Annotated in this window: 26 protein-coding genes; 9 read left to right on the top strand and 17 right to left on the bottom strand. The window is 56.8% G+C overall.

Annotated elements, in window-relative coordinates; all coding sequences use genetic code 11:
* From ACR3EQ_RS23430 to ACR3EQ_RS23420, 3 genes are read right to left on the bottom strand one after another with little or no spacing between them, the layout of a single operon-like run.
* The gene (locus tag ACR3EQ_RS23430) at positions 1–2,871 is read right to left on the bottom strand and encodes a 2Fe-2S iron-sulfur cluster-binding protein (RefSeq protein ID WP_480492305.1); all 2,871 of its coding nucleotides are present in this window, start codon (positions 2,869–2,871) and stop codon (positions 1–3) included.
* Positions 2,858–3,115, bottom strand: a complete 258-nt coding sequence (locus ACR3EQ_RS23425; protein WP_170613912.1) for a sarcosine oxidase subunit delta — start codon at positions 3,113–3,115, stop codon at positions 2,858–2,860. The genes ACR3EQ_RS23430 and ACR3EQ_RS23425 overlap by 14 nt, the downstream gene beginning before the upstream one ends.
* A 13-nt stretch (positions 3,116–3,128) precedes the next feature.
* A complete protein-coding gene (locus ACR3EQ_RS23420) occupies positions 3,129–4,295 on the bottom strand; it encodes an FAD-dependent oxidoreductase (RefSeq protein ID WP_480492303.1) in 1,167 nt (388 codons plus the stop codon).
* Positions 4,296–4,733: 438 nt separating this feature from the next.
* Here ACR3EQ_RS23420 and ACR3EQ_RS23415 point away from each other — a divergent pair, with 438 nt between their 5' ends.
* Entirely contained in the window at positions 4,734–5,522 is a 789-nt protein-coding gene (locus tag ACR3EQ_RS23415) for a phytanoyl-CoA dioxygenase family protein (protein WP_170613910.1), read from the top strand.
* Positions 5,523–5,566: 44 nt separating this feature from the next.
* Here ACR3EQ_RS23415 and ACR3EQ_RS23410 read toward each other — a convergent pair whose 3' ends face one another.
* Both ACR3EQ_RS23410 and ACR3EQ_RS23405 read right to left on the bottom strand, forming a co-directional pair.
* Positions 5,567–6,616, bottom strand: coding sequence for an aromatic ring-hydroxylating oxygenase subunit alpha (locus ACR3EQ_RS23410; RefSeq protein ID WP_170613909.1), 1,050 nt, complete (start codon positions 6,614–6,616; stop codon positions 5,567–5,569).
* A gap of 98 nt (positions 6,617–6,714) precedes the next feature.
* Positions 6,715–7,644, bottom strand: coding sequence for a LysR substrate-binding domain-containing protein (locus tag ACR3EQ_RS23405; protein WP_170613908.1), 930 nt, complete (start codon positions 7,642–7,644; stop codon positions 6,715–6,717).
* A gap of 95 nt (positions 7,645–7,739) precedes the next feature.
* Between ACR3EQ_RS23405 and ACR3EQ_RS23400 the strand changes: the two genes are divergently transcribed.
* From ACR3EQ_RS23400 to ACR3EQ_RS23390, 3 genes are all read left to right on the top strand, one after another.
* Positions 7,740–8,825 (top strand): hypothetical protein, encoded by a 1,086-nt coding sequence (locus ACR3EQ_RS23400; protein ID WP_170619769.1) that lies wholly within the window; start codon positions 7,740–7,742, stop codon positions 8,823–8,825.
* 156 nt (positions 8,826–8,981) lie between these two features.
* A complete protein-coding gene (locus ACR3EQ_RS23395; RefSeq protein WP_170613906.1) occupies positions 8,982–9,938 on the top strand; it encodes a fatty acid desaturase family protein in 957 nt (318 codons plus the stop codon).
* A 3-nt stretch (positions 9,939–9,941) separates the two neighbouring features.
* Entirely contained in the window at positions 9,942–10,259 is a 318-nt protein-coding gene (locus ACR3EQ_RS23390; protein ID WP_170613905.1) for a non-heme iron oxygenase ferredoxin subunit, read from the top strand.
* A gap of 33 nt (positions 10,260–10,292) precedes the next feature.
* Here ACR3EQ_RS23390 and ACR3EQ_RS23385 read toward each other — a convergent pair whose 3' ends face one another.
* Genes ACR3EQ_RS23385 through ACR3EQ_RS23370 form a run of 4 tightly spaced genes read right to left on the bottom strand, consistent with a single transcriptional unit; the run spans position 10,293 to position 13,690 of the window.
* Complete coding sequence (locus ACR3EQ_RS23385; RefSeq protein WP_170613904.1) at positions 10,293–11,174, bottom strand: amino acid ABC transporter permease; 882 nt, start codon at positions 11,172–11,174, stop codon at positions 10,293–10,295.
* A 55-nt stretch (positions 11,175–11,229) separates the two neighbouring features.
* Positions 11,230–12,063, bottom strand: a complete 834-nt coding sequence (locus tag ACR3EQ_RS23380) for a transporter substrate-binding domain-containing protein (RefSeq protein ID WP_480492301.1) — start codon at positions 12,061–12,063, stop codon at positions 11,230–11,232.
* A gap of 36 nt (positions 12,064–12,099) precedes the next feature.
* On the bottom strand, positions 12,100–12,942 hold the full coding sequence (locus ACR3EQ_RS23375) for an amino acid ABC transporter permease (RefSeq protein WP_170613902.1): 843 nt from the start codon (positions 12,940–12,942) through the stop codon (positions 12,100–12,102).
* Between the two features lies 1 nt (position 12,943).
* On the bottom strand, positions 12,944–13,690 hold the full coding sequence (locus ACR3EQ_RS23370) for an amino acid ABC transporter ATP-binding protein (protein WP_480492299.1): 747 nt from the start codon (positions 13,688–13,690) through the stop codon (positions 12,944–12,946).
* 313 nt (positions 13,691–14,003) lie between these two features.
* On the opposite strand from ACR3EQ_RS23370, the gene ACR3EQ_RS23365 reads away from it, so the two are divergent.
* Genes ACR3EQ_RS23365 through ACR3EQ_RS23355 form a run of 3 tightly spaced genes read left to right on the top strand, consistent with a single transcriptional unit; the run spans position 14,004 to position 16,570 of the window.
* Positions 14,004–14,582 carry a peroxidase-related enzyme gene (locus ACR3EQ_RS23365; RefSeq protein ID WP_170613901.1) on the top strand — a complete coding sequence of 193 codons (579 nt, stop codon included), beginning with the start codon at positions 14,004–14,006 and terminating at the stop codon, positions 14,580–14,582.
* 11 nt (positions 14,583–14,593) lie between these two features.
* On the top strand, positions 14,594–15,181 hold the full coding sequence (locus ACR3EQ_RS23360) for a helix-turn-helix domain-containing protein (RefSeq protein ID WP_480492297.1): 588 nt from the start codon (positions 14,594–14,596) through the stop codon (positions 15,179–15,181).
* Positions 15,182–15,193: 12 nt separating this feature from the next.
* On the top strand, positions 15,194–16,570 hold the full coding sequence (locus ACR3EQ_RS23355) for an MATE family efflux transporter (RefSeq protein WP_170613899.1): 1,377 nt from the start codon (positions 15,194–15,196) through the stop codon (positions 16,568–16,570).
* A gap of 48 nt (positions 16,571–16,618) precedes the next feature.
* On the opposite strand, the gene ACR3EQ_RS23350 is transcribed toward ACR3EQ_RS23355, so the two are convergent.
* Positions 16,619–16,813, bottom strand: a complete 195-nt coding sequence (locus tag ACR3EQ_RS23350) for a hypothetical protein (protein WP_170613898.1) — start codon at positions 16,811–16,813, stop codon at positions 16,619–16,621.
* A gap of 197 nt (positions 16,814–17,010) precedes the next feature.
* Here ACR3EQ_RS23350 and ACR3EQ_RS23345 point away from each other — a divergent pair, with 197 nt between their 5' ends.
* The gene (locus ACR3EQ_RS23345; protein WP_480492294.1) at positions 17,011–17,502 is read left to right on the top strand and encodes a MaoC family dehydratase; all 492 of its coding nucleotides are present in this window, start codon (positions 17,011–17,013) and stop codon (positions 17,500–17,502) included.
* Between the two features lie 373 nt (positions 17,503–17,875).
* Here ACR3EQ_RS23345 and ACR3EQ_RS23340 read toward each other — a convergent pair whose 3' ends face one another.
* Complete coding sequence (locus tag ACR3EQ_RS23340; protein ID WP_170613897.1) at positions 17,876–18,970, bottom strand: Ntn hydrolase family protein; 1,095 nt, start codon at positions 18,968–18,970, stop codon at positions 17,876–17,878.
* Positions 18,971–19,168: 198 nt separating this feature from the next.
* Here ACR3EQ_RS23340 and ACR3EQ_RS23335 point away from each other — a divergent pair, with 198 nt between their 5' ends.
* On the top strand, positions 19,169–19,507 hold the full coding sequence (locus ACR3EQ_RS23335) for a helix-turn-helix domain-containing protein (protein WP_170613896.1): 339 nt from the start codon (positions 19,169–19,171) through the stop codon (positions 19,505–19,507).
* A gap of 285 nt (positions 19,508–19,792) precedes the next feature.
* Here ACR3EQ_RS23335 and ACR3EQ_RS23330 read toward each other — a convergent pair whose 3' ends face one another.
* Genes ACR3EQ_RS23330 through ACR3EQ_RS23305 form a run of 6 tightly spaced genes read right to left on the bottom strand, consistent with a single transcriptional unit; the run spans position 19,793 to position 26,604 of the window.
* A complete protein-coding gene (locus ACR3EQ_RS23330) occupies positions 19,793–21,301 on the bottom strand; it encodes an aldehyde dehydrogenase (NADP(+)) (RefSeq protein WP_480492292.1) in 1,509 nt (502 codons plus the stop codon).
* A gap of 3 nt (positions 21,302–21,304) precedes the next feature.
* Positions 21,305–22,300 carry a 4-hydroxythreonine-4-phosphate dehydrogenase PdxA gene (locus ACR3EQ_RS23325; RefSeq protein ID WP_480492291.1) on the bottom strand — a complete coding sequence of 332 codons (996 nt, stop codon included), beginning with the start codon at positions 22,298–22,300 and terminating at the stop codon, positions 21,305–21,307.
* A gap of 3 nt (positions 22,301–22,303) precedes the next feature.
* The gene (locus ACR3EQ_RS23320; protein WP_480492289.1) at positions 22,304–23,014 is read right to left on the bottom strand and encodes a GntR family transcriptional regulator; all 711 of its coding nucleotides are present in this window, start codon (positions 23,012–23,014) and stop codon (positions 22,304–22,306) included.
* Position 23,015: 1 nt separating this feature from the next.
* Positions 23,016–23,930 carry a dihydrodipicolinate synthase family protein gene (locus ACR3EQ_RS23315; RefSeq protein WP_480492287.1) on the bottom strand — a complete coding sequence of 305 codons (915 nt, stop codon included), beginning with the start codon at positions 23,928–23,930 and terminating at the stop codon, positions 23,016–23,018.
* A complete protein-coding gene (locus ACR3EQ_RS23310; RefSeq protein ID WP_480492286.1) occupies positions 23,927–25,102 on the bottom strand; it encodes an L-rhamnonate dehydratase in 1,176 nt (391 codons plus the stop codon). The genes ACR3EQ_RS23315 and ACR3EQ_RS23310 overlap by 4 nt, the downstream gene beginning before the upstream one ends.
* 2 nt (positions 25,103–25,104) lie before the next feature.
* Positions 25,105–26,604, bottom strand: a complete 1,500-nt coding sequence (locus tag ACR3EQ_RS23305; RefSeq protein WP_170619767.1) for a tripartite tricarboxylate transporter permease — start codon at positions 26,602–26,604, stop codon at positions 25,105–25,107.
* Between the last annotated feature and the right edge of the window lie 4 nt (positions 26,605–26,608).

Genomic DNA, 26,608 nt, shown 5'->3' with positions numbered 1-26,608 from the left:
TCAGGACCTCAGAAGTTTGCCGTCGGGGTCGTGAAACACCGGTCTGGTGATTGTGACCGGGATGACCTTGTCCCGAAGACGGACATACGCGGTTTCACCGTGCCGGGCATGTCCGTTTTCCAGCAAGGCCAACCCGACCCAGCGGTCGTTTACCACGCTCCAGACGCAGGCCGTAACCAAGCCTTCGGTCGCCTCCTTTCGGCCGCCGGGGGTCAGTGGCGCGCCTTCCGGAACCTGCTGGTTGGAGTCTTCGGGCAGAATGCCAACCAGTTCGCGGCGAACGCACCCGCTTTCGCGTCGCAGCAAGACCGAGCGTTTGCCAAGATAGTCAGGCTTCTTTTTGGACATGACCCAGCCCATCCCCAGATCATATGCGTCGACGGTGCCGTCGACTTCGTGACCCAGCGAAAGAAACCCCTTTTCGACCCGCAGAACATGGCTGGATTCCGAACCGACCGGCAGAATCCCAAATGGGGCACCCGCCTCCATCACTTTGTCCCACAGTTCGGCCATATGACGCGGGGCAACATTGACTTCAAAGGACAGCTCTCCGGTAAAACTAACGCGAACGACACAGGCCGGAAACCCGGCAACGGTGCCATCCCGGAAAGACATGAAGGGGAACGCGTCAGTTGACAGATCAATGTCCGTACACAGTGCCTGCAGAACATCCCGGGCGCGCGGCCCGCAGATTGTGGCGTTGTTCCACTGGCTCGTGACTGTGGTGATCATCACCTGCCAGTCCGGAAACTCGGTCTGCAGAAGTTTCTCCATATGCTGGTTAATCGCATCCGCATGGCCCGTCGAAGTCGAGATCAGCCAGCGATGCGCGTCCAGCCGAAACGCCACCCCGTCATCCATGATCAACCCGTCATCCGACAGCATCAGCCCGTACCGCCCCTCGCCAGGTTTCAGACTGGACATGACGTTCGTGTACAGAAAATCGAGAAAGCACGGTACGTCGCGGCCCTTCAGTTCGAACGTTCCAAGCGGCGAGCCGTCATAGACACCAACGCCTTCCCTGACTGCCCGGCATTCACGGTTAACGGCCTCCTGCAATCCCTCACCGGGTTTTGGGAAATAGCCGGGGCGTCGCCAGCGTGCGCCAGCCTCGTACATCACCGCGCCGTTGTTTTTGTTCCATTGCGTCACCGGAGTGTGACGATAGGGAAACAGAACGCTGTCCTCTCGCAGCCCTCCGATCGCGCCGAAGGAGACCGGAGAGTACGGGGACCGGAACGTTGTCGTACCGACCTCCTGCAAGGGTACGCCCTTTTGCATTGCCACGGTGCCGATGATGTTGATATTTCCGGTTTTCCCCTGATCGATGCCCATGCCACCAGTCGTGTAGCGCTTGACGTGCTCGACATTGTCATAGCCTTCGCGCAAGGCCAGATGCACATCGCTGACCGAGACATCGTTCTGGATGTCCAGAAACGCCTTGCCGCGTTGCCCCGGCACATCGACACGCCAGAGCGGTTCGATGTCGTATGTCAGATCTTCGCCGCCGTCGATGATCCGATCCAGGTTCATTTCCCCAGCCGCAGCACCCGTGGCCCGGCAAGCCTGGGCCGCTGTTTCGGGAACAAATGCGGCCAGATTGTCATCGAACCGCAGCGAGCTGCGGGATTGCGACCACAGATGCACAGTCGGGTTCCAGCCCCCGGAATGACCCAGTACATCGCAGTCAATCCATGTTTCAGCGCCGCTGTCGACGGCGACAGCGCGGACGGCGCGCAGACGTTTGTGCCCGCGTACACCCGCAGCCACGGTCCCCGGATGAACCGAGATACCCGGCACCTTGTCCAGCGCAGCCTGAGGCACCTTTTTGCGGCTATCGAGAATTGCAACAACTGCCAAACCCGCCGCCAACAGATCAGCGGCGACCGCGTAGACGCTGTTGTTGTTGGTGAACAAGGCCACGCGGTGCCCGGGAACAACGCCCCAGCGGTTCACATAGGCCTGTATCGATGAGGCCAGCATGACACCGGGACGATCATTGTCGGCAAAGACCATTGCACGCTCCGTGGCGCCGGTGGCAATGATCACTTCAACTGCGCGCACCCGCCAGCTGCGCTCCAGGATGCTGTTCTGTTCCGGCTCCCGTTCGTTCACGATCAGCAGATTGTGTTCGCGATAAGCCCAGACAGTTGCGTTTTGCAGATGGGTGACATTGTCCATCTTGCGCAATTCCCGAACTGCTTCGGCCACCCATTCCATTGCTGGTCGCCCATTGATGGTCAGCGTCCGGTTGAGCAGGCTTCCTCCTGCCTCGGGTCCCTCATCCGCGATGAACACCCGCTTTCCTGCGCGACCTGCCTCAAGTGCGGCCTGCAGGCCGGCGGGGCCTGCTCCGGCGATCAGAACGTCAGCATGGGCGTGCCGCGCCTCGAACCGGCCCGCAGAGGGGGGCCGAGAGGGTGCTGCGGCGAGTCCCGCAGCCTTGCGGATTGTGGGTTCAAACAAGTGCCAATCCGGCCATTTGAAGGTCTTGTAGTAAAACCCGGCCGGGATGAAGCGACCAAGCAGTTGGTTCACCCCGCCCAAATCGAAATCGGGCGAAGGCCAGCAATTGACGGAACGGGCGCTCAGCCCATCCCGAAGGGGTACGGTGGTTGCGGGGCGGTTGCCCGATGCGTCCTCGCCATCCAGTTCTACCAGAGTCGACGGTTCCTCGGGGCCATGACCGACAATGCCGCGCGGGCGGTGGTACTTGAAACTGCGGGCTGTCACACGAACGCCATTGGCCAGCAAGGCCGAAGCCAGAGTGTCGCCCTCGTAACCTTCGTAGCGTTTGCCGTTGAACCGAAACTGCAAAGGTCGATTGCGGTCTATGCGCCCCCCGGACGCGAGGCGGTTACGCTGTGCCATGGGGCGCCTCCACAATCTCGTGTGTCCGGGTATCGCGCCAGATTGTCAGCCATTCACCGCATCCGCGCGCGTGCCACCATTTTTCCTGCACAGGTCCCAATGGGTTTGGCACAACAGTCAGGTATTCGACCCACTCCGCGTCACTGACAGCATTCGGGTCGGGCCGATCCGCCCCGACCGGACCGCCAAAGATGAATTCGCTTTCGTTTCGTTTGCCGCAATATGGGCAGGGTATCAGCATCATGGTCCTGTCCTTTTCATCGCGCCGTGGTGGTGCCGGCTTCCATCACGAATTCAAGATGACGGAACCGGTCGAGGGTGAAGGATGCCATCAGCGGGTGCGGTTCTCCTTTGGCGACCAGATGCGCCAACGTCAGACCGCCCGCCGGGATTGCCTTGTATCCGCCCCACCAACCCGCCGTGACGAACAGTCCGGGCACTTCGGTCTGGTCCATGATGGGGGATGCATCATGCGCAATGTCCAGATGCCCGCCCCATTGGCGCATCAGTTTGAGTTTTTTGAAGGACGGGAACAGGGAAAGCATCGAAGCAACCGTGTCTTCAAAGACGTTTTGCTTGATGTCCCGACGAAAACTCTGCCCCATATCCGGTGCGCCGCCGATCACCATTTCGCCTTTGTCGGACTGGCTGAAATAGAAGCCGCTATCCGGGCAATTCACTATGACGTCGACCAGCGGTTTGACAGGTTCCGACACAAAAGCCGTCAGGTTCATCGTCCGCAACGGCAGTTTTAGCCCTGCGGTTTCCGTCAGCGTCGTGGTATGGCCCGACACCGCCACGACAACCTTATCCGCGTGTATTGTTCCCCGATTGGTTTCGACACCGGCAATCTTACCATCCGAGCTGCGGATCAACGACTGCACGGCGGTCTTTTGATGGATTTCCACACCCATGGCGTCAGCCGCACGTGCATACCCCCAGGCCACAGCATCATGTCGGTTCACGCCTGCATCGGTATGAACCATGCCGCAAATGACCGGCAGGCGCGCATCCGGCCCTCCGCCGGTCAGCGCCGGAATGCGACGACGCAGCTCTTCCGTCGTGATCTGTTCATAGGTCGAGCCATAGATATCCATGACCAGTTGGCGCCGCCGCAGCTCCCGCAGTTTGGGCCAGGTCTGCACAACATCAACCATGGTGCGTTTTGAATGCATCATGTTGAAGTTAAGCTCGTGCGTGAGGCCTTCGTACATCGCAACAGATTTGACATAGAAAGGGATCGACTCATCACGCATATAGTTCGACCGGATCGTCACCGTGTTGCGCGCGATATTTCCACCGCCCAGCCAACCGCGTTCCAGAACTGCGACATTTGTGATGCCGAATTCTTTCGCCAGATAGTAGGCCGCAGCCAGACCGTGCCCCCCTGCCCCGATCACAACGACCTCATACCTGTCTTTCAATGGTGGGCTGCGCCAAGCCAGAGGCCAGTTGTGGTGTCCGGACAACGCATTCCGAGCGAGCGAGAATATGGAATACTTTTGCATGATGGTAATAATATTTATTAATAATCAAAACACGTCAATAAACAAATTTACCAGGAAGCAACCAAAATTTCGCGTCCAGAACCTCTGAACCGAACCGTTGTTTTGGCGGACCACTCGGGTTGCTTCCGTATTTTCTGGCTATTCACACCAGTTTGGCTAGGATGTCGCCATGATACGCCGCGTTGAACAGTTTCATCGAAGCCTTGCCGGCAAGTGGTCGGCCCGGTCGAAATGGCCCTGTTTCATAATCAATTGCCGCAGTTCACCGGCTTCCTGAATCCATGAAAGCCCGGGCGCGTCGCGCCCATTTTCAACCGTCCTGCAATTCGGGCGGATTTAGTGGATGGAAATGCAATGACATATACAATTGACACAAAGGCCGTTCAGGAAGCCTATGCACGCGATGGTGTCGTGTTGCTGAAGAATATCCTGTCCGAGGAGTGGTTGGCCAAACTGCGCCAAGCTGTGGACACCGAAGTCCAAAAAGGCGATCGGTATTTTGCCTACAAAAACATGCGTGAAATGCCGGGCGTGTTTCAGGATTATTGCCTGACCTCGGACATAGGCCAACGTGTGGCAGAGGTGGCCGGCAGCCCCTGGACATCGTTGATATATGACCAGATTTTCGTGAAAGAGCCCGGCACACAGACCCAGACCGGGTGGCACACGGATCAACCCTATTGGCCGGTGTCCGGCCCGATCATGACGATGTGGATCGCGCTTGACCCAGTCGATCCTGACAATGGCGCACTGGAATTTGTGCGAGGATCACATGCCTGGGGCGCCAAATACCGACCGTTCAAAACCGATCAACTGGGTGGTTTCTTGCATTATCTTGAGCAGGACAACCCGGAATACATCGACATGCCGAACTTTGAGGCCAACCGCACAGATTATGACATCTTTCACTATGACCATATGGAGCCCGGTGACGCTTTGGCCTTTGACGGGATGACCGTGCATTCGGCGATGGGCAACAGAACCACGACCCGCCGAAGACGCGGCTATGCAATACGGTTTGCAGTCAAAGGGGCAACCTATGAACCGCGCGATGCGGTGACCGAATGGCTGCATGATGAAAGTCTGCAACCCGGCGCTCCGTTCGCAGGCGGACGTTTCCCGGTTATCTACGAAACTGCGTAAGCTGAATGTGGCAAGGGCCGGTGTTCCGGCCCTTCACCGCGACCTCAGGCAGATTTCGCGACGTTTTCCGTTGCGGCGCTTTCCGCCTCGATCGCGCGGTCAAGCACACGGCGGAACTGTTTTGCCCCGGCATCCAGGCCAAGATCTATGTGGGGCGTTTTGGCGTATTTCATTCCCTTGTGAACTTCTTCCAGCACGTCTTTGTCCTCAAGAAACGCCATTCGAGCCCCATCATTCATGAATTTCGAAACTTCGGCATTGTCCGGATAGGAGTTGCGGTGCTGGAACCAGAAATACCGCGTCCGGTCCTCATCAATCGGGGTCATGAAGTTGTACGAGATATTAATGAATGTCTCATCAACCGGGTCCTTGTCATATCCACCTGTACCAACGGGTGTGTAGATGGATTTGTTCAGTCCGATTGCCGGCATACACATCTCGTAATGCTGTAACCGGTCACAATCGCCGTCGAAGGACACCAATTTCGCATAGTACGGAGACGGCGGCTTCTTCTCGATCCACCGAGATACGATCACGCCACGGTCCGTCTTCTCGACATTCAGGGGTTCTTCGTCGGTGCCCGCTCCTGCAAAGGACGTAACGTGCACCCAGGCCACATGGCTGGGATCCAGCAGGTTGTCGCAGACCCAAAGGTAGTGGCAGTCGATGTCCATCACGCCACCATCGGTCAGACCCCAGCTTGGATCGTCGAAGTTCTCCACCGGGAATATTGTGTCGGGATCGGCCAGCGCCGGATCGCCCATCCAGATCCAAAGCAGCCGATACCGATCAACCACCGGATAGGATTTCACAACCGCGCGCCGGGGCGTCATGCCACGTTGTGTGGGGCTGTCGATACATGTGCCGGAACAGTCGAAGGTCAAACCGTGATAACCGCACTCGACCAGATCGCCCTTAAGGTTGCCTTTCGAGAGCGGCAGCTTGCGATGGGGACACGCGTCTTCCAACGCGACCGGAGTTCCATCTTGCTGCCGGTACAGCACGATATTCTCGCCCAGAAACGTCTCGGCCCTCAGGTCGCGGCTGATATCCTTGCTCCACGCGGCGACATACCAGCAGTTCTTCAGATACATGATCCGGATCTCCGTTTGGTTTGTTGGCTTTGCGGCAGTATGGGGCAGTTTACCCGCGTTTCGCCATGCCGGATTGGTAATGCGACATATAAGGTAGACTAATTTGAAACCGGCGCAGGAGCGGGTATGTCCGGTTGCGCCCGAGCCTCTGCCTGAATCCAGTTCAGGAACTCGCTTACCTTCTGGCTGTCCTTGGTTTCGGGTCGGCGCACAAGCCAGTAAGACAGGGGCGATTGCGTCAGCTGGGGAAAAGGACGCACCAGGCGACCATCGCAGAGCGCATCAATAACCAGAGGCTCACGACCAAGCGCCACACCCAACCCTTCGATTGCGGCCTGCACAACCATATTCGACTGCCCCAACCTGCGCGTGCGTAGTGCGGCAGGCAAACTTAAATCACATTGCCGCGCCCAGAAATCCCATGTCGGACTGGCCGTGCCATGGTGCAGGTTTTCATCCACCAAAAGCGTATGAAGGGACAGATCCTCGATACTCTGAAGCCTTGGCAGAAGGCCGGGCGCACATACAGGAAACAACTGTTCCTTCATCAACAAATCGACCTGAAACCCAGGGTATTCGCCCAGTCCATATCGAATCCCGATATCTGCATCGACGCGTGAAAAAGGGTGTTGCCCGGTGTCGGTGGCAATCGAAATCGAAAGATCCGGGTGGGCCAGGTCAAAGTGAATAAGCCTTGGAAACAACCAGTTAAAGGCGAAACCCGGCAAGCACGAAATAACGATTGTCCGGTCACTACGGGTTTTGTCCCGCAATTGCGTGCAAACATCCGAAATGCGCCCTAACCCATCGGAGATTGCCAGGGCCAGTTGCTCACCCTCGCGCGTGGGACGGGACTGGCGCGCTCCACGGACCAGCAATTCTCTGCCAAGCCATTCTTCCAGAGATCTGACGTGCTGACTTACGGCGCTTTGACTGACACCCAGTTCTTCTGCTGCGGGCGAAAAGCCCGAATGGCGCACCACGGCTTCAAATGCGCGAAGCGCCGAGTATGGTAGGTTCAGGATCATATTAGTCACCCTAATGTCAGCCATTATTTCTTTCAAATGGATTAGAACCGCGTGCGTCCATTAAATTCATTAAAGTCAGGTATTAGGGGTTATTGATGTCCGACACGACGCCCGAGCGAGGAGCGCGAAATCTGCTGGTGAACTGTGCGCGTGCATCCACAGGCGACCGGCTGCTGATCGCGTATGAACCCCCGGAGTTTGGGTATTTTGATGCCGACTGCGTCAAGGTGGTCAGAAATGCCGCCCAGCAGCTGGGGTTGGTCGTTGACGCGGTCGATGTCGGTTTCAACCCTGACAACCCACATCTTTCGCATGATCTTCTGGCCCGTTTTCAGGCTGCGGACATCATTTTGTTTCTGGCGCGTCTGGGGGATCAGTTGCGGTTTTCGGACATGCCGCAAGGCAAGAAGATCATCGTCAGCTTTGCCGTGAATCAGGAGCTTCTGGGTTCAGGGTTTTCCAACGGACACCACGACGCGTTCATGGAACTCAAGGCCGACGTCAACGCGGTTCTGGACAGGGCGGATGACGTGCGGATCACCTGCCCTCTGGGATCGGACGTGCGTGGGCGTCCAATCATGGATTTGAAACCCACCGGCGACACATCCATTTTGCGGTTTCCGATGTCCGTATTCACACCGGTTCCCGCGTACAGTTTTTCCGGTCGTGTGGCCATCAGCTTCCTGACGGGCACAGGATCGAAGTATTATGACGACTATACACTGGAATTTGACAGGCCGGTCTTCGCCATGATGGAGAACGGTCGCCTGACGCGGTTTGACGGTGACCCCGAAAATGCCGCCAGGGCCGAGGCACACTATGATCGGGTCGCCGGACAGTTCGGCATCGACCGGAATTTTGTACATTCCTGGCACGCGGGCATTCATCCCGGCTGCGGATACCCATGGGACATGCGGGAAAATTTCGAGCGCTGGGGAGGTGCCGCTTTCGGCAATCCTCGCATTCTGCATTTCCACACATGCGGAGCATATGCCCCGGGCGAGATCAGTTGGAACGTGATTGATCCGACAATCGTGATTGATGGGGCGACGTATTGGGATCACGGTGTTTTCCACGCGGAGAGGTTGCCCAACGGTCCGTCGATACTCGCCCGGCATTCCTGCGCCGCTGATTTGTTTGCAAATCCCGATCCGGATATCGGGCTGCGCGTGGCTGTCTGACCTATCCCGGCTTGATCGAATCACGCTCTGGTTAGATAATCCATTGTTAATAAGGCCTGACCGAGTTGGCCTTATGGTGCGGAGCACTCCCGTCTCCGGTGCCGGATCATGTGCAGAGGGCGCGACCCCCACACCGGCAAAAATTGTGGAAATCACATGCCAAAACCAATCGTCACGCCGCTGACTCAGGCCCTGGCCGAAGGAAAACTCACGCGCGAAGAGCTCAGAAGCTTCATGCAACGTTCGAACGGACCGGGATTACGCCACCTGGCGCTTTGGGTCCTGTTACTTGCCTTTACATCAACACTCATTACTCTTGCCTGGGATAGCTGGCTGATTTGGCCTGCCATGTTCCTGCAAGGCGTCGTTCTGGTGCACCATTTCTCGCTGCAGCACGAATGTGTGCACTACACGGTATTTCGAACGCGCCGGCTGAATGATCTGGTGGGACAGATCTGCGGGCTGATCATCATACTGCCGCACCGCTTTTTCAGGTACGAGCATTGCGATCATCACACGTACACACAGCTGACCGGAGAAGACCCTGAACTGATTCCGCTGCCCAAGTCCTTGGGGCAGTACTTTCTGTACCTTTCCGCTCTGCCCTACTGGCGCGCCAAGTTCACAGAGGTGTTTCGCCATGCATCCGGCCGCCTGAGCGAGGCAGAGCTTCGATTTATCCCGAAGGTCGAACACAAGGCTGTATTTCGGGACGCACGTATGATGCTGGGTATCTATGCCGCACTGGTCTTGGCCATGGCGCTGACCGGGTGGTGGGGTTTGATCTGGTACTGGATCATTCCGTTGTTTCTGGGCGAACCGGTCATGCGGTTTGTGCGCATGACCGAACATGTCGGGCGGCCCACTGTTGCCAAGATGTCGGAAAACACCCGGACCAACCTGGTATCGGCACCGATGGCATTTTTGTGTTGGAACATGAACTATCACGCAGAACATCACTATGTCGCCTCTGTGCCGTTTCATGCATTGCCCCGTCTGCATGAAAAGCTGAAAGACCATATTTTCGTTGAAAATGGCGGGTATCTGGCCGCCCATCGCGACATTCTGCGGCAGATCTTGCGGCGCAAACGCGAACATGCGGCAGAGGTTTGAACGATGACGGCCGAAAAAACCTGGCGCGATGTGATCGCGGTGTCCAAACTTGAGAAAAACTGGGTCACGCGGGTCGAAATCGGCCCGCGCATGATCGCGATCTACGATACGCCAACCGGCATCTACGCATCGCTGGCGTTGTGCAACCATGGCGGGGCCGATCTTTGCGACGGCTATTTTGATGGCCACGTGATCGAGTGTCCGCTGCATCAGGGTGCGTTCGACGTGCGGGACGGCAAGCCTGTGTCTTCCCCGGCCACGCGTCCTATGCGGGTGTTCGAGACGCGGGTTGAAAACGGGATGGTTCAGGCCCGTTTCTGACAACCGCGCTGAACGTTCAGACGGATAACAAACTCATCTTTTGTCTGATCGTTTTTCGAGGCGTGCAAAAAGACGGCTGAGACCGAAACATACGACAAAGTAAAACGCTGCGGTCGTGATCCACGCCTCGAATATCATCCTAGATGAAGCGACAAGTTCAACTGTCTTGTAAGTGAGTTCCTGAACCGAAATAAGTGACAGGATCGAGCTGTCCTTGATCAAGGATATGAACTGGTTTGCCAGTGGCGGGACCACTTTTTTCATCGCCTGAGGCAGCACGATGTAGCGCAGCTCCTGAAAACGGCTCATCCCGATCGAACGAGCAGCTTCGCGCTGGCCTTTTGGGATGGACTGAATCCCGGCCCGGACAATTTCCCCCACAAACGCGCTTTCGAACAGGGCCAGAACGATGACGCCGGAAACCAGCGATGGGAAACGTCGCATTTCGCCGAAGAAAAACGTCCAGATCTGGTTGTCTTCCTGTCGTGCAATTCCGCGGGCCCAGCGTTCTAGGTTCAACGCATCGATCAGTTGCTGGGACAGGAAAAAGAAGAAGATAAAAACAACAACAACGGGCGGGACATTACGCAGGAATTCCAGATAGGTGCGCGCCAGCATCCGGATCGTCAGGTTGGCCGAACAGCGCGCGACACCCAGTATCGTGCCCAGCAGCAAAGCCAGAATGCCCGAATAAATGCTGATGCGAATGGTGGCCGCCAGACCCTGCAACAGCAGGTTGGCAAAATACTCCTCACGACCTGTATGCCAGCCAACGATATATCCGGGGATCAGTTCCCAGCGCCACTTGTAGTTCAGCGTGCCTTCAATTGACACCCAGATATACCCGAAGAAGGCGAGCAAAATCGCCATGATCAGGTAATCAGGCCATCTGAGTTTCTTGAGGAAGTTCTGCACCGGGTCCGCTCCGCCTTAGTTCCGGGGGCGGTGTGCCCGCCCCCAGTCGGATTTGTTACTGTGCAACCTGATCAGCCCACTCTTCGGTGGCGAACCAGTAGTTGTGACGCTCTTCCAGCCAGCCGGACCGCCATTGCTGGGCAATCCAGTTGTTGAAGAAGTTCATGGCGTCAGGGTCGCCCTTGCGCATGCCAAATGCTTCACCGCGCGGGTCGAAAAGTTCGCCCTCGAGAACAACCAATGTCTCGGGGTTGCGACCTGCCTCACGGTTGGGGGTCGGTTGCGACGCCATCGTGGCATGGGCATTCCCGTTCAGAACTTCCTGAGTGGACGCGCCGTCTTCATCAAAAAGCAACAGGTTGGCTTCGGGAAATGCCTTGGCGATCACGGTCGCCGGGGTCGCGCCGCGACGGGCCGCGAAAGTTACCTCCGACGAATTCAGATCTTCGCGCGCCATGCCTGCCGTCAACTCCTTGTTCGCCAGGATTGCAAGGCCCGAAAATGCATATGGGTCTGTGAAATTGATTGTCAGGTTACGCTGTGCCGTCACGGACATGCCCGAGATGATCACGTCAAAATTGCCAGATACCAGCGCTGGAATGATGCCATCCCAGGCGGTGGGCACAAACTCGACCTCGACGCCCATGTCCTCGGCCAGTTTTCGGCCGACATCCAGTTCAAAGCCGATCAGATCGCCGTTCTTGTCGCGCATCGACCATGGCACAAACAGCGACAGGCCGATCCGGATCACCCCGTCCTGTTTGATGGTTTCAATAACACTTTCGCTGGACAGTTCCTGGGTCGCGCTTTGCGCCCAGCCCGACGTCGCCACACCAGTCGCCACGACCGCGCCCAGGGCTGCCCCGAGCATTCTGCGAGAAAGCTTCATCTTGGTTCTCCTTGTTGTCCGACAATTGTTTCAGTTCTATTGGTCGACGGCATATTTCTTCTCCAGATGGCTTACGCCTATCGACAGGATCAGGGTCACCACCAGATAGACCAGTGCGATGGTGAACCAGATTTCGAAACTCATATACGTGTCTGAAATGATGTTGCGTCCGAAGGTGGTCAATTCGGCCACCGCAATCACGCTGACAATCGCTGAGGACTTGATGAGGTGCACGACCTCGCCGGTCATCGGCGGCAGCATGAAACGGACGGATTGGGGGAGGATGATATAGCGATACGTCTGGGCAGGGCTCATCCCGATGGATTTGGCGGCCTCCCACTGACCGGTCGGAACCGCGTTAATCCCGGCCCGCAGGATTTCCGATATCAGGGCGGAATGGAACACGGCCAGCGTCAGGATGCTGGCGGTATAGCGATCAAACCCGAAAATCGGCCCCAGAACGTAATAGAACAAATAGAGCAGGACCAGCAGCGGGATGTTTCGGATCAGCTCCAGATAACCCACGGCGACTGCCGACCCAACGACCAGACCGGACAGGCGCAGCAGCGCCACGAACAATCCAATAACGGTTGCCAGCAGAAACGCGGTAACCGATAGCTTGATTGTGGCCACCAGCCCGATCGGGATTTCACCCCATTCGAACCCCAGTTCGGTGTTGCGGTACAGAAATTGCGGCACCCTGTACCATTGCCAGTTATATCCCATGCCCTGCGCGCCAACGTACGAGCCATAGGCAATCAGCCCCACGATGATCGCATACATGACGACGGAAACGGGGACCGAGCCGAAAAAGCGCTTGTAGAGCGGCGGCTTGGGCAACGGCTGGCCCTTTGGTGCAGATATGCCCAGATCGCTCATGTCAGTGTTCCAGTATCTGGTTCAGGAACAACCGGCATCGTTCGCTGGATGGGTTGGTAAAGAACTGTTCCGGCGGCGAAACTTCGACGATCTGACCGGCTTCCATGAAAACCATCGTGTCAGCGACTTTGCGGGCAAAACCCATTTCATGCGTGACGACAACCATCGTCATGCCTGTGTCGGCAAGCTCGACCATCACATCAAGCACTTCATTGATCATTTCAGGGTCAAGTGCGGAAGTCGGTTCGTCAAACAGCATGATCCTGGTCTCCATGCAAAGAGACCGGGCAATAGCCACGCGCTGTTGTTGACCGCCCGACAGCTGCGCCGGGTATTTGTCGGCCTGTTCCGGAATGTGGACACGGTCAAGATAGTTGCGCGCGGTTTCTTCGGCCTTCGCCTTTGGAACCTTACGTACCTTCATGGGGCCGATCATCAAGTTTTCCAGCACAGTCAGATGTGGAAACAGATTGAACTGCTGGAAGACCATACCGACTTCCTGACGCAATTCCCGGATCTCCTTGGCCCCTTCAAAAACCTCGATCCCATCAATCACGAGGCGCCCAGAATTATGCCACTCCAGCCCGTTGAAACAACGGATCAGGGTCGACTTCCCGGAACCTGAGGGACCACAGATGACAACCTTTTCACCCTGGTGAACGGTCAGATCGATGTTCTTCAGCGCGTGAAAGCCACCATAGAACTTGTCCAGATTGCTTACCTCGATCATCGGAGTGGGTTGGTTCATGCCTGACCTGTTCTAATTCGGGATCGCATATTGAGGGCGTTGTGAGTTCAGGAAGCCTGTGGCAAGAGCGGTCGCCTTCGGAAAAACCTGCGCGCGGAACACTTGTTTCGGCGCAATTCTGGATCGGCCCAAGCAGTGCCATCGACTTGGCGATACGATTGAGTGGGGCAATCTGGTAAGGCCATGGAATCCTCAATTCTGTTGCGCAATGATTAATATGGTTGCTTAATATGCAATATTCGTCAATAAAAAACTCAGCGGGTAGTTTCTGACTGCCTGAAATTTGAGCTGACGGCCAACGGAAGGAGCATGAATGTCTGCCTGGATTCGGATGATTTCTGACGAGGATGCCGACGATCAGCTAAAGGCCGCATTGGACCTGGCCCGTACGCCGCACGGAACCGTCGACAATGTCATGCGCGTGCATTCGCTGCGGCCCAATACGATGAATGGGCACGTTATTTTGTACCGGGCCTGTCTGCACGATGACGTCAACACCGTGCCCATGTGGTTTCAGGAAGTCATAAGTTCCTATGTGTCCACCCTGAACGGCTGCCCCTATTCCTATGCCAATCACTGGGCCAATGCCCGGCATCTGATCGGGGATGATGCACGCGCCGACAGGATTGAAGCGGCGTTGAAGGCCAACCGCCCCGAGGACGCATTTGACGGCGCACAGCTGGCAGCGATGATCTATGCCGGGAAACTTACCCAATCGCCCGCCGCGATGGCCGAGTCTGACGTCTCGGCCCTGAAGAAAGCCGGATGGGACGACGGAGAGATCCTCGAAATCAACCAGATTGTTGGGTACTTCAACTACGTGAACAGGTTGCTGAACGGTCTCGGCGTGACCACAGAGGGAGATGTCGTGGGTTACTACACCGACGAGTGACGGGATGTACCATGCAGGATGACACTCCGGGAAGACAGATTGACCGCGCGATCGGTGCATCGCTGAAGGAGCTGCGCCAAAGCCGGAAACAATCGGCCCGTCGTCTGGCCGAGCAATCGGGCATTTCAGCGGCGATGGTCAGCCGCATTGAAAACGGGCTTGTGTCACCTTCGATCGATACATTGGCCGCATTGGCCGAGGCACTTGAAGTGCCTATCGTCTCGCTGTTTCGCGAAGCGCGGACAGATCACACCGACTATACCCTGGTTCGCCACGGACAGGGGCTGAAGTCTACCCGTCTTGCCGGCGGGCATTCCCATGAATACGTCAATCTGGCCCTGCATTCCCGCAAGGACCTGCGATTTCAGGCGCGGCGGGTCACTCTTCTGCGCGATGAAGTGCGCCCGCCGACTTATGTCGGCCACGGTGTCGTCTTTGTTCAGGCGCTGGAGGGTCAGGCTGTCTATCGTTACGGCGAGGCGCGATTCACCCTGTCAGCCGGGGACAGCATCAGCGTCGACGCCGAACTGAACCATGGGTTCGAAGAGGTTTTGACGCCAGAGTTCGTTTTTCTGACCGTTCAGGCCGAGCGCCCGTAAAGAAATGCTGAAATGGCCATTCCTGCCGATCTTGATCTGACGCGAGGGCCGATCTCGGTGCATTTTCGCACCTTGGCCATTCCCGGCGCCATCGGGATGCTGTTCAACACGCTCTACAATGTTGTCGACATGTTCTTCGCAGGGCTCTTGTCCACAAGTGCTCAGGCCGGGCTCGCACTTGGGTTTCAGGCGTTTTTTGTTGCGATCTCAATAGGCGTTGGGCTTGGCGCTGCAATGAGTGCACTCGTCGGCAACGCACTGGGCGCGGGTGATCATCGAAAGGCACGCAGACTGGCAGCACAAGGCATGAGCTATGGCTTCCTAGCCGCGTGCGTCCTTGCGCTGGCTGGTCTGTGGTATGGTCCTGCACTGATCCGTTTGGTGTCCGAGCCCGGGGATTACCGCGATGCAGGTCTGCGGTATTTCTTTTGGTTGCTCCTTGCTCTTCCAGGTTTTCTGCTGGCCTTTGGCTGTAACGGTATCCTTCAGGCACATGGCGATGCCGTTTCCATGCAGCGGGCGCTGATTGTCGCATTTTTCGCCAATATCGGACTGAATCCATTGCTGATCTACGGGGTTCCGGGCCTGGTTCCCGGCATCGGGTTTGATGGTTTGGCAGTTTCAACCGTGATCAGTCAGACAGGGGTCATGCTCTTCCTGATACGTCAGGTGCTCAGACGGCGCAGGATGCAACGGATGCGGGCGCGGAATTTTGTTCCGCGCCTGGAAAAATTCACTGAAATCTCGGTACAGGTGTTGCCCACAGCCACGTCGTTCATGGTGATGTTGCTGTCCGGGTTCGTGATGCAGTTTGCGCTTAAGATTTTTGGCGAACACGCAATCGCAGGGTACGGCGTGGCCATTCGTCTGGAGCAAATCCTGCTGTTGCCCGTGTTGGGCGTCACCGGCGCCCTTCTGCCCATAGCCTCCCAGAATTTCGGAGCCCGCGACGGTGCGAGAGTGCGCGAAGCCTTGTTCTATTGCTGGAAGGTTGGGTTCATCATGACCGCCATCGCCGCACCCGTCCTGTGGATTTTCGGCGGTCCGGTTCTGGGCCTGTTTACCGACGATCCCGAAGTGATCCGCGTGGGACTAAGCTACCTACGCGTCGACAGCCTGATCCTGCCGTTCTACATGATGCTGTTTTCGATCAACTCGCTTTTGCAGGCACTGAAAAGGCCGATCTGGACCGTCTGGATCAGCCTGTATCGGCAGGGTTTTGGGGTTGCTTTCTTCGTCTGGATATTTGTCGGCCTGCTGAGTTTCAACGAAATCGGCGTGTGGATCGGAACGGCCGCAGCGGTCATAACCGGGTGGATGATTGCCGTTCTCATTGCAACACACGTGGCACGTCGCGAGCTTGGTGGACTCTGGAAGCCGGTGATCTAATCAGAGGCCGATACGTATGCTGCCAGTGATGAAGATTTGGCTTTCCCACTAGCTCGTTCTCGGGGCCACTGAATCCGTCCGGCGGACCTGAGGGACGATGTCGCTCAGCGTCAAGTGTTCCAATTTCGGCGTAATGGCCAGAATGGCGCTGCCATGTTCCAGCATGTCCGGGATTGAGCTTGCATGTACAAGACCGCCGGCCTGACGAATGATCAGGGATCCCCGCCAGAGCGTCCCGGTCATTCAGGTGCGCCACGTAGTAGGTGCAACGACATCCATCGATCACATCGTCCAAGAGGTTCTGACTTATTGCAGCAGTCCATCGGTCTCGCGACGAAAAGTGATTATTGAAGGCGGCATTCACCTTTACTGAGGTCAGTTTCAGGTTCAAACATGTATACGTCGCGTTTGCCACTTACGTCTGATCGGCAGGCGTTTGGTTGTCGTTGACGGACAACTGCGCGTTTTTCTATGCTCTTGGAATGATCAGCGGCAAGTTTTTTGACGATCTGTCAGTCGGAGACACCTTCGAGACTGGTGGGATTACGCTCACCGAAGGCGCAATAATTGATTTTGCACTTACGCACGATCCGCAGCCCTTCCACGTGAATAAAGTGGCGGCGAAGGAGTCGATTTTCGGCGGGATCATTGCCAGCGGCTTTCAAACCATAGCGCTCACCTTCCGGCTGTTTCGTGATACCGGCGTACTTACTGGCACCAACCTGGGCGGCCATGGCATGGACGAGGTACGATGGCTCGCTCCGGTGTTCCCGGGAGACACACTTCGTGCTCGTGTTACGGTTGAGGTGCTCACACCGTCGCGCTCGAAGCCGGACCGGGGAACGGTACGGTTCCGCTATCTGACGTTTAACCAGGATGATATCGAGGTGCTCAATTTGGTTATGGATCACGTAATGGCACGGCGGCAATAAGTCGGTTGAATTTCATATTTTGGTAGTTGGGTTCTGAGTTTTTTCGGCGCCGACACCGGATCGCGGTCCTGGCCGGCCTCCGCACTTTAAAATCTGCTCGGAGCACTCTATCGCCAACGGAGAGGTTCCAGCATCCTTTCAACAGGTTGCCGAAGGCTATTGCAATCGCCCCTTTCTTACCGTTCGTCGGATTGTCGCATTGCTGCGTGGCGACCTGTCAGACCGTACTTCGGTTCAAAGGCAATATCCTGTCGCCGCCAGAGATTGGCAGTGCGCAACAAAGTTGACGGGGATATTGGCAGCGGGGCATTTCAATATAAGAAAAGCCCCCGTCGGGTAACGGGGGCTGTTTTTGAGTTTCATAGGAGTTGCATCAGGAGCCTGCTTCGGGTTTCGGGCACGGGCGGAACTCGATCATCCGCCCACCTTCGTTGGCTTGATCCATGGCATCCGCACAGACCTGACCACCGTTAAGATCGTGGGCGATTTTGGCATCTGTGATCGAGTACGAAATTTCCGCAGCGGTCGCGAAATCCCGCACTGTGATGACGTCGTCTCCCAGGATCGTTCTGCTGGTCTGTCTGGTGGTATAAGTCGCTCCGATGGTTGGGTCGATCACCTGCTGCGGGACACTGGCACCGCTGTCATACATGTTCTGTACCGTTCCCAAAGCTTCCGGCTTGGACATACCACCCAGAGAAATGTTCTGGTTAAGCCAGGTCAGACGCAGGTGTCGGCTTGCCGAGGAAATGTCCGCCGGAACGTTCTCTGCAGTCTTTCCATCTTCCGCATTGAACGCTGCAATGTTCTCGCGGTGGTACTGCAACAATGGCGCGTTCGCTTTTACCCCAAGGTCCGAACCTTCAACATTGCCGGAGTAAACCAGAACCTCACCGCCCTCGTTCACTTGGAACAGAACGACATCACCATTTGCGTCCACGGCCGAAACATGCACTCCGTGCTGACCCGCATGACCCAAATCTGCTGACCAGGCGAACTGGAACTCACCCGAGTTATACGCCTCGGCGATTTCGGGGGCGGTGTCGTACATTGCGACCAGATAACCCGGCGCGTCGGCCAAGTTCACGGCCGGGGCGCCATTGTCCTTGTAATCACCAATGTAGTCTGCACTGGGGGACATATAGAGCGTATCCGCAACCATTCCCTTGTCGTTGAAGGCCTGTGCCTGAACACCGTGGAAAGACTCGTTCTCTACCCAAGCTACAGTGAAGTTCTTCGCCGGTTCGTCTGATTGGCGCGAGTATCCATCGGCTTCGTAAGATGTGACGTCATCGCCAACGCCGAAAGTCACAAGATCCATTCCGGTTTTTGTGCCCCAATCTACTGAGCGAACATAGGCGACACCGTGGTCTGATTGCTTGGCAAGCCGCGAGCAGGCGTCCGCTGATGACGCCAATGCGGTCGAGGCCATGAGGGTTGCCATCATTACTTTTGAAAAGAGGGTCATTGTCGTTTCTCCGTCTATCTAGTGGGATTAATCATCTCTGTGAGGCCGATATAGACGTTGAATCATCTATGCGCAATGATTTTGCGCGCATTTCCGGTATTCTGTTTTTGCAATGCCACCTTTGTCGGTACCGTTGACTGATGTGTAGATCGCCATTAACCCAAGGAATGACAGAACATTATTTACCGATGGAAAATCATGCAGGTTGAGAGCGACGTCGAACTCGGAAAGCGAATTGCAAAAAAAATCGCGGACCTCATCGAAGAACAAGGCACCAACCCTGGTGCTGTAGCGAAAGCGGCGGGGCTTGGCGTGACGTCGGTCAGAGACCTGCTGAGCGGCAGGGCGCGTACGCCGAACGTCGCAACTCTGGTTCGAATAGCGAATGTGCTTCACGCTGATCCGGGAGACCTCATCAGCCCCCAGCAAAGCGACCCCCAGGCAAATGCACTGTACTTTGCGTTAGACGCGGACAATCAACGTCGTATTCGTGCCATCATGCGAGCGTTGCTCAGCGATCAGGAAGCACGTCAATAATGCTATTCCGAAATGGAACAGCACACGTCAGTCATGGGCTCGGTGTCGACCTTGAACACTCGCACCAATCACTGTGGAGCGACTCGCCGAGCTAACCTTTCGTGACAAGAGCAATGTCATCGGCCGACGATGGTTTGTTTTACGCCCCGCGCCGCCGCACAGTTGCTGCAGCAAAGTCAGCGCAACCGGCGCTTCCGGATCGACACATCTGAAGGCTGATGATGAACTGTGACGAACCCGGCCGATTCCGATTTCATTTGCCTCTCCCGGAAACGTCAGACAAGGCTAGAACTGCTCTGGCAACATTGCTGCCGGTACGTTCTGGAAACAAACAGGCCTCAAAAAGCGGCGGATGGCCAGTGTGCCTACGGATGTTGCTCCAAAGTTCGTGGAAGCCGGGTATGGACCTCCGTGTACCATCGTGTCGCTGACTTCCACACCAGTCGGGAAACCATTTACAAGAATCCGGCCAGCCTTGCGTTCAAGAACTGGCAACAACGTTTGCGCAATTTCCGCGTCATCTGAATCCACGTGCAGCGTGCATGTGAGCTGCCCCTGCAGGGACATAGACACTTCCCGCATCTGGCCGATGTTTTCTGCGACTAACAGGAGCCCCAATGGCCCGAAAACCTCGTGTCCCAGTGTTTCATTGCCCAGCCAACCCTTTGCCGAGACCTGATAAAGGAAAGGGGTTGCCGTGCGCCCGTCGCACGCTGTTGCCAGCAATTCGGTAACAGACGGTTCTGCAGCAATCATCGACTGACCGCTACGGTATGCCGCCGCAATGCCGTCTGTCAGCATGGTTTGTGGGGCGGTGCTCTTCAAGCCTTCGACTGCTGCCTTGGCGATTTCTTCGGCGTGGTCCTTCAAGACGACTGCAATGCCTGGGTTAGTGCAGAACTGGCCCGCACCCATCGTAAGCGAACCGGCCCAGCCGGCACCAATCTCAGCGCCCCGTGTCGCAGCGGCTGCCGGCAGGATGAACATCGGGTTGATTGAGCCTAGCTCACCAAAGAACGGAATGGGTTCAGGACGCTGCGCACAAAGATCGAACAGTGCCCGGCCACCGGTCAAAGAGCCGGTAAACCCTACCGCTCGGATCAGCGGGTGTGTTACCAGTGCCTGCCCTGCCGCCATCGTGTCACCGTGTACGAATGAGAAAGCGCCAGGATGCGTGCCCGTCTTGTCGATTGCGCCCTTGATGGCGTCTGCAACAACCTCTCCGGTCCCCGGATGCGCGGGATGGCCTTTGACCACAACAGGGCAACCGGCGGCCAGCGCCGAAGCGGTGTCGCCGCCAGCGGTTGAGAACGCAAGCGGGAAGTTTGATGCCCCGAAAACGGCAACCGGCCCGATAGGGCGCTGTACCATTTTCAGATCAGGACGCGGCAAAGGGGCTCGATCCGGCAACGCTTTGTCATGGCGGCGGTCCAGATAGTCACATGACAGGATATGAGAGGCGAACAGGCGCAACTGGCCTACGGTACGACCCCGCTCTCCCTGAATCCGAGCTTCGGGAAGGCCGGTTTCCTGCGTGCCAATTTGGGTAATGAGATCGCCGCGCGCGTCGATCTCATCAGCAATCGCATTCAGCAGGGCCGCGCGGTCTTCGCGGGTGGAATACCCAAAGCTCCAGAATGCTTCTTCGGCGGCTTGGACCGATGCGTCGATATGGGCGGCGGTTCCGGATGAAAATTCATGTGCGTCCCCACGCGCCGGGGAAGATGAAAATTTCACGTCTCCAGCGATCCATTCACCTGCAATCAGGTGTTTTCCGTGCGGCTTGAAAGTCATGTTTCAGTTGTCCCAATGCGTGACCATGTCACATGCGATGTCAAAAGCAGCGCGGGTTGCGCTGACATCCGCACAGCCCTGGCCTGCGATATCAAACGCCGTTCCGTGGGCCGGAGTGGACACGGGGAATGGCAGCCCACCCTGCACCGTCACACCACGGTCAAAGCCAAGCAGTTTCAGCGCTATCTGACCCTGATCGTGATACATCGTCACAACCGCGTCGATTTCCTTGGCAACCGCCTTGAGGAACACGGTGTCGGACGGCCACGGACCATCAACTGACATCTGCCCCCGCGCCAGTTTGCGGACTGCCGGTTCGAGGATGTCGATCTCCTCGGTGCCGAAATTTCCACCGTCACCGGCATGCGGATTGATCGCGGCCACTGAAATCCGAGGGCGATTTAGACCAGAACGGCGCAGTGTGTTGTGGATCAGATGCACCGCTTCGGCAACGCGTTCTTCGCTGATCATGTCGGCCACGTCACGCAGGGCGACATGACTGGTCACGCGGCTGGTCCACATGCCGTCAAGCGTGTTGAGTTCCGAGATGTAGTTCGTCACGCCCAGCTTTTCGGCCATGTAGTGAAGCTCGTCATCATGACCCAGCCCCGCCAAGTGCATCGCAGCCTTGTTGAACGGTCCAAATACGATGGCGTCAATCACACCGGAGCGCGTCAGTTCCAGAGCGGAATCCAGCGTTCGCAGAACCGATGCTCCGCCAGCTTCGGTCACTTCGGCAACCCTCACTTCGTCAGGCGCAATCGTCTCCATCTCGTGTAGGGCGAACGCAGGGGCTTGGGTCCAGTCGCCCGACACGTCAACGGGGGTCAGGTCATAAGTTTCACCGGCGACGGTCTGTCCCGTTTCAAACACATGCCTGTCGCCGATCAGCAGAATGTCCGCCGCCTCGGAAACGCCCTCCGAAGTCAGCAACCGTGCGATCAGTTCCGGCCCGATGCCGCTTGGATCACCGGGGATAATACCAATTCTGGGCTTCATCTTTCAGTCCTCGGACTTTGCTCCACTGCTTTGGGCGTGAAGGCGTTCAATATTCTCGATTGTACTATTCAGGTGATCGCGCAGCGCCCGCCGCGTCGCGGCTGCGTCACGCTTTTGCAGGGCGTCAGTGATCCGCGAGTGTTCGGACAGAGTATTGTCACGGCGATCAACCTGTTGCGACGACAAGAAACGTGCACGCCAAAGGCGGGCGTTATATTGCCGGTGCGTTTCGATAAGGGGCTCATTCCGGCTGGCTTCAACGATGGCCGCGTGAAACTGCATGTCGAGTTGAAAGAACTCCAGCGGTTCGAGCTTTCCGGAACCTTTGGACATACGAACACCTAGGCGAACAATTTCGGCTATTTCAGCCATCGTTGCTTCGACGCAGGCGATTTCACCCGCCAACGCTTCGAGAGCGCCCAGGACCGAAATATACTGCGTCAACTCGTGCAGAGAAGGGTCGGCAACGTGCGGGCGCCGTGTGGCCGAGTACTCCACCAACCCTTCAATTTCGAGCAACCGCAAGGCTTCGCGCAAAGGCGTACGGGATACGCCGAGCGCCTCGGCCAGATCACGTTCGGGAATTGCCGTACCGGGGGCAAGCTTACCCAGCAGAATAAACTCGCGCAGGTTGTCGGCGGCTTCTTCGGCAAGTGTCTTGCGTGGCTTTACACCACCTTCTTCTTTCAGGCTATCAATCCAGCTCTCGCTCAAATCACTTCCCCCAGCTCAAAACCATAGGATCCAACGGCCGCAGCAGGTCGATCAGACGCGAGCGGATGGCGGGATGCAACGGCGGAATTGGGTGGCGGCAAAATTCTGATTTGATTACGCCGCCTTCGACCATCGCGGCCTTGCACGATTGCCAGCCGCATTGACGGTTTTCGTGATTAATTGCCATGGCTACCCGACCATAGGCGGCGGTCGCTTCGTCGATGCGTCCGGCATGGTGGTGGGTCAGCACCGGTTTGATCTGATCCACGATCATGCCCGAGGTCATCGAACCTGTTGCACCGGCATCCAAATCCGCCAGAAGGGTGATGGCCTCTTCGCCATCAAAAGGCGCTTCGATTGCGTCGCCACCCTGTTCTATCAGCGAACGGATTTTGTTGGCGGCACGGGGACATTCGATCTTGAACAGCTTCACTTCCTCAATCTCTTGTGCCATGCGCACCAGCAGTGGCACAGGCAGATCCACGCCGGAAAGTGGTGCATCCTGCACCATGATCGGAATGCCGACCTCGCCAACAGATGCGAACTGCTCGAAGCTCTGTTCGGGTGTGCCTTTCAGAAGTGCACCATGATATGGCGGCATCATCATTACGATGTCAGCCCCCAAATCCTTGGCGAATTGCGCGCGCTCAATGGCAATCTGCGTGGCATAGTGGCTGATCGTTACGATGACCGGAACCCGTCCCGCGATATGTTCGACCGAAAGCCGCGCCAGCACTTCGCGTTCGGCATCCGAAATCAGAAACTGCTCCGAAAAGTTGGCCAGAATGCAGATTCCATCCGCTCCTTGATCAATCAGGCAGTCGAGCACCCGTTTCATACCTTCGAGATCAAGCGTCCCGTCATCATTGAACGGTGTTGGCGCAACCGGCCAGATACCTGCGTATTTCCGGTTCATTCCGTCACCTCGAAGTCATGCAGGTGCTTGTCCGAGATCTCGATCCCGAGGCCGGGCTTGTTGTCGTCCAGATCCAGATAGCCATCCACGGCATCCGGGTCGCCTTCGAAGATGTAATAGAACAGCTCGTTTCCGACCTCGACGTCGAAGACCGGGAAGTATTCGCTGATCATGCAATTCGCATTGGCCATAGTCAGGTGATAATTGTGCATCTGACCTGCATGCGGGATGACCGGAACCTGGAAAGCTTCGGCGACGGCGTTGATCTTTTGCGCGGCCGTGATGCCACCCACGCGGTTCGTGTCATATTGCAGCACACTGACGGCTTTCTTTTGGATCAGATCCTTGCAGCCGATGAGCGAAAATTCATGCTCCCCGCCCGAGATGGGCACGATATTCATAGCATTCAGTTCACGGTATCCTTCCACATCGTCGGCAATCACCGGTTCTTCCAGCCAGCGCGGTTCGTACTTCGCAAGCTTGGGCAGCATCCGCTTGGTGTAATCGACGTTCCAGCCCTGATAGCATTCCAGCATCAGGTCTACATCATAGCCAATAACTTCACGCACCGCTTCCACGCGTTTGAGGTTTTCCCGCATGCCGGTCATGCCGTCCTTGGGGCCCCAGCCAAACCGCATCTTGTAGCCTTGATATTTGTTCTTCCTGGCCTCTTCCGCCTCGGCCTGCATCGCTTCGATGGGCCCCGAATAGAGCTTAGAATAGTAGACCGGAATCTTTTCCTTGGTGCGACCGCCCAGCAACTTGAACACAGGCTTGCCCGCCAGTTTGCCCATTAGGTCCCAGATGGCGATGTCGACAGCAGAAATCGCGGTCATTCCGATACCTTTGCGGCCCCAAGCATGCGAGCGGCGGTACATCTTTTCCCAAAGGTAGGCATAGTCGAATGGGTCCTCGCCGATCACCATGGGCGCGAACCATTCGTCGATGGCCTTTTTCACCACACCCGGGGCAAGCGCCGCGTTGCCGATGCCGACTGTGCCGTCTTCGGTTTCAATCTCGCAGGTCAGCCACTGGTGAAACCGGAAAGATGACATCGCATCGCCCTTTTCCCACAACAAGTCGCTGGCGTTGGTGCAGAAATTACCCTGCGGTGGAACGGTCTTGCCTTTCCAATTCCAGACACGGGTGCGGACGAATTTGATCTTGGTCATTGTTATTCTCCGGTCGACTTAAGCGGCGAGCGTTGTTTGAAAAGGCGTCCCCACAGCAGCGGGCCAAACAGAGCCAGGACCGTAAGAACAAAGAAGAAGAGCGTCAGCGGACGGGTCAGCATGAGCCACCATTTTTCGTCCAGCATCACCATCGACTGACCGAGGCGTGTTTCCAGCATACCGCCCAGGATCAGGCCGATGGCCATGGGCACCACGGAAAAACCGTAACGGCGCATGAAGAAGCCCAGTATCCCCGAGCCGATGGCGATCCAGACATCCAGCATGGATTGTTCCAGCGCATAGGCACCCACGATCGAGAAGATGAAGACACAAGGCCACAAGATCTGGATCGGGATCAGCGTGACGCGGGCAAAGATCTTGGCACCCCACAGTCCGATGAAGAAGAACAAGATGTTCACCAGCATCATCGACCAGAAGATTGCGAAGGCAAAGTCGGCCTGTTCGGTAAACATCGTCGGGCCGGGTCGCAGGCCATGCACCATCAGACCGGCGAGGATCACAGCAGCCGTCGGGCTGCCTGGAATCCCCAGCGCAAGAGTCGGAACCATCGCCCCACCCGTGGCCGAGTTGTTTGCGGCCTCGGACCCAGCGATACCTTCAAGAGAGCCGTTGCCAAACTCTTCAGGCCTCTTCGACCAGCGCTTGGCCTCATTATAGCCGATCATCGAGGCTACCGTCGCACCTTCAGCTGGCAGAATGCCGATAAACGTGCCAATACCGGACGACCGCAAAATGGTTTTCCAAACCCGCGAATAGTCTTCGCGCGATGGCAAGCGGATGGCCTTCATGATGACGCGCTTGCGCTCTACATGCAGGTTATCGGCCTGGACCAGCATTTCTGAGATGCCGAACACACCTATCATGACGGGTACGAATGGAATACCTTCGCTCAGCTCGTTCAGGCCGAAGGTGAAACGCTCGATCGAGGTCAGCAGATCGATGCCGACAGTTGCGATCAGCACGCCAAACGCGCCGGACAGGATGTTCTTGACCGGCGATCCATCTCCAATTGTTGCCAGCATCGACAGACCGAAAACTGTCAGCGCAAAGTATTCAGGCGGTGCAAAGTTATACGCAGCCCGCGCCATCAATGGGGCAGCGGCCATCAGGCACACGACCGAGATAATTCCACCAATGGTCGAGGAGACAGCGGCCATCCCCAGCGCGCGGCCTGCCTCTCCCCTTTGCGCCAAGGGATAGCCGTCCAAGCAAGTGGTGGCACTGGCCGACGTCCCGGGCGTATTGATGAGAATTGCGGTGATCGCTCCGGCAAAAGTCGCCGCGCAATAAATTGTCGTCAGGATCGCAATGGCCGGAATGGGCTCCATCGTGATCGTAAAGGGAAGAAGCAGCGCAACACCTGTTGTCGCATTCAATCCCGGGAGAGCGCCGACCAACACCCCGCCCAGTGTCGCTGCAAATATCAACGCCAGCAGGTTGGGATCAGCAAGAGCCAAAAGGCCGTTCAGAGCAGCATCCATTGTC

The sequence above is a fragment of the Ruegeria sp. AN11 genome, assembly GCF_056536005.1.
The sequence above is the reverse complement of the archived record's forward strand: the minus strand, read 5'-3'. Positions and strand labels throughout refer to the sequence as shown.

Excerpts from the sequence above, each read along its gene's own strand:
- ACR3EQ_RS23430 (WP_480492305.1), bottom strand. The coding sequence starts at position 2,871 with ATGGCACAGCGTAACCGCCTCGCGTCCGGGGGGCGCATAGACCGCAAT.
- ACR3EQ_RS23425 (WP_170613912.1), bottom strand. The coding sequence starts at position 3,115 with ATGATGCTGATACCCTGCCCATATTGCGGCAAACGAAACGAAAGCGAA.
- ACR3EQ_RS23415 (WP_170613910.1), top strand. The coding sequence starts at position 4,734 with ATGACATATACAATTGACACAAAGGCCGTTCAGGAAGCCTATGCACGC.
- ACR3EQ_RS23410 (WP_170613909.1), bottom strand. The coding sequence starts at position 6,616 with ATGTATCTGAAGAACTGCTGGTATGTCGCCGCGTGGAGCAAGGATATC.
- ACR3EQ_RS23405 (WP_170613908.1), bottom strand. The coding sequence starts at position 7,644 with ATGATCCTGAACCTACCATACTCGGCGCTTCGCGCATTTGAAGCCGTG.
- ACR3EQ_RS23400 (WP_170619769.1), top strand. The coding sequence starts at position 7,740 with ATGTCCGACACGACGCCCGAGCGAGGAGCGCGAAATCTGCTGGTGAAC.
- ACR3EQ_RS23395 (WP_170613906.1), top strand. The coding sequence starts at position 8,982 with ATGCCAAAACCAATCGTCACGCCGCTGACTCAGGCCCTGGCCGAAGGA.
- ACR3EQ_RS23390 (WP_170613905.1), top strand. The coding sequence starts at position 9,942 with ATGACGGCCGAAAAAACCTGGCGCGATGTGATCGCGGTGTCCAAACTT.
- ACR3EQ_RS23380 (WP_480492301.1), bottom strand. The coding sequence starts at position 12,063 with ATGAAGCTTTCTCGCAGAATGCTCGGGGCAGCCCTGGGCGCGGTCGTG.
- ACR3EQ_RS23375 (WP_170613902.1), bottom strand. The coding sequence starts at position 12,942 with ATGAGCGATCTGGGCATATCTGCACCAAAGGGCCAGCCGTTGCCCAAG.
- ACR3EQ_RS23370 (WP_480492299.1), bottom strand. The coding sequence starts at position 13,690 with ATGAACCAACCCACTCCGATGATCGAGGTAAGCAATCTGGACAAGTTC.
- ACR3EQ_RS23365 (WP_170613901.1), top strand. The coding sequence starts at position 14,004 with ATGTCTGCCTGGATTCGGATGATTTCTGACGAGGATGCCGACGATCAG.
- ACR3EQ_RS23360 (WP_480492297.1), top strand. The coding sequence starts at position 14,594 with ATGCAGGATGACACTCCGGGAAGACAGATTGACCGCGCGATCGGTGCA.
- ACR3EQ_RS23355 (WP_170613899.1), top strand. The coding sequence starts at position 15,194 with ATGGCCATTCCTGCCGATCTTGATCTGACGCGAGGGCCGATCTCGGTG.
- ACR3EQ_RS23350 (WP_170613898.1), bottom strand. The coding sequence starts at position 16,813 with ATGACCGGGACGCTCTGGCGGGGATCCCTGATCATTCGTCAGGCCGGC.
- ACR3EQ_RS23340 (WP_170613897.1), bottom strand. The coding sequence starts at position 18,970 with ATGACCCTCTTTTCAAAAGTAATGATGGCAACCCTCATGGCCTCGACC.
- ACR3EQ_RS23335 (WP_170613896.1), top strand. The coding sequence starts at position 19,169 with ATGCAGGTTGAGAGCGACGTCGAACTCGGAAAGCGAATTGCAAAAAAA.
- ACR3EQ_RS23330 (WP_480492292.1), bottom strand. The coding sequence starts at position 21,301 with ATGACTTTCAAGCCGCACGGAAAACACCTGATTGCAGGTGAATGGATC.
- ACR3EQ_RS23325 (WP_480492291.1), bottom strand. The coding sequence starts at position 22,300 with ATGAAGCCCAGAATTGGTATTATCCCCGGTGATCCAAGCGGCATCGGG.
- ACR3EQ_RS23315 (WP_480492287.1), bottom strand. The coding sequence starts at position 23,930 with ATGAACCGGAAATACGCAGGTATCTGGCCGGTTGCGCCAACACCGTTC.
- ACR3EQ_RS23310 (WP_480492286.1), bottom strand. The coding sequence starts at position 25,102 with ATGACCAAGATCAAATTCGTCCGCACCCGTGTCTGGAATTGGAAAGGC.
- ACR3EQ_RS23305 (WP_170619767.1), bottom strand. The coding sequence starts at position 26,604 with ATGGATGCTGCTCTGAACGGCCTTTTGGCTCTTGCTGATCCCAACCTG.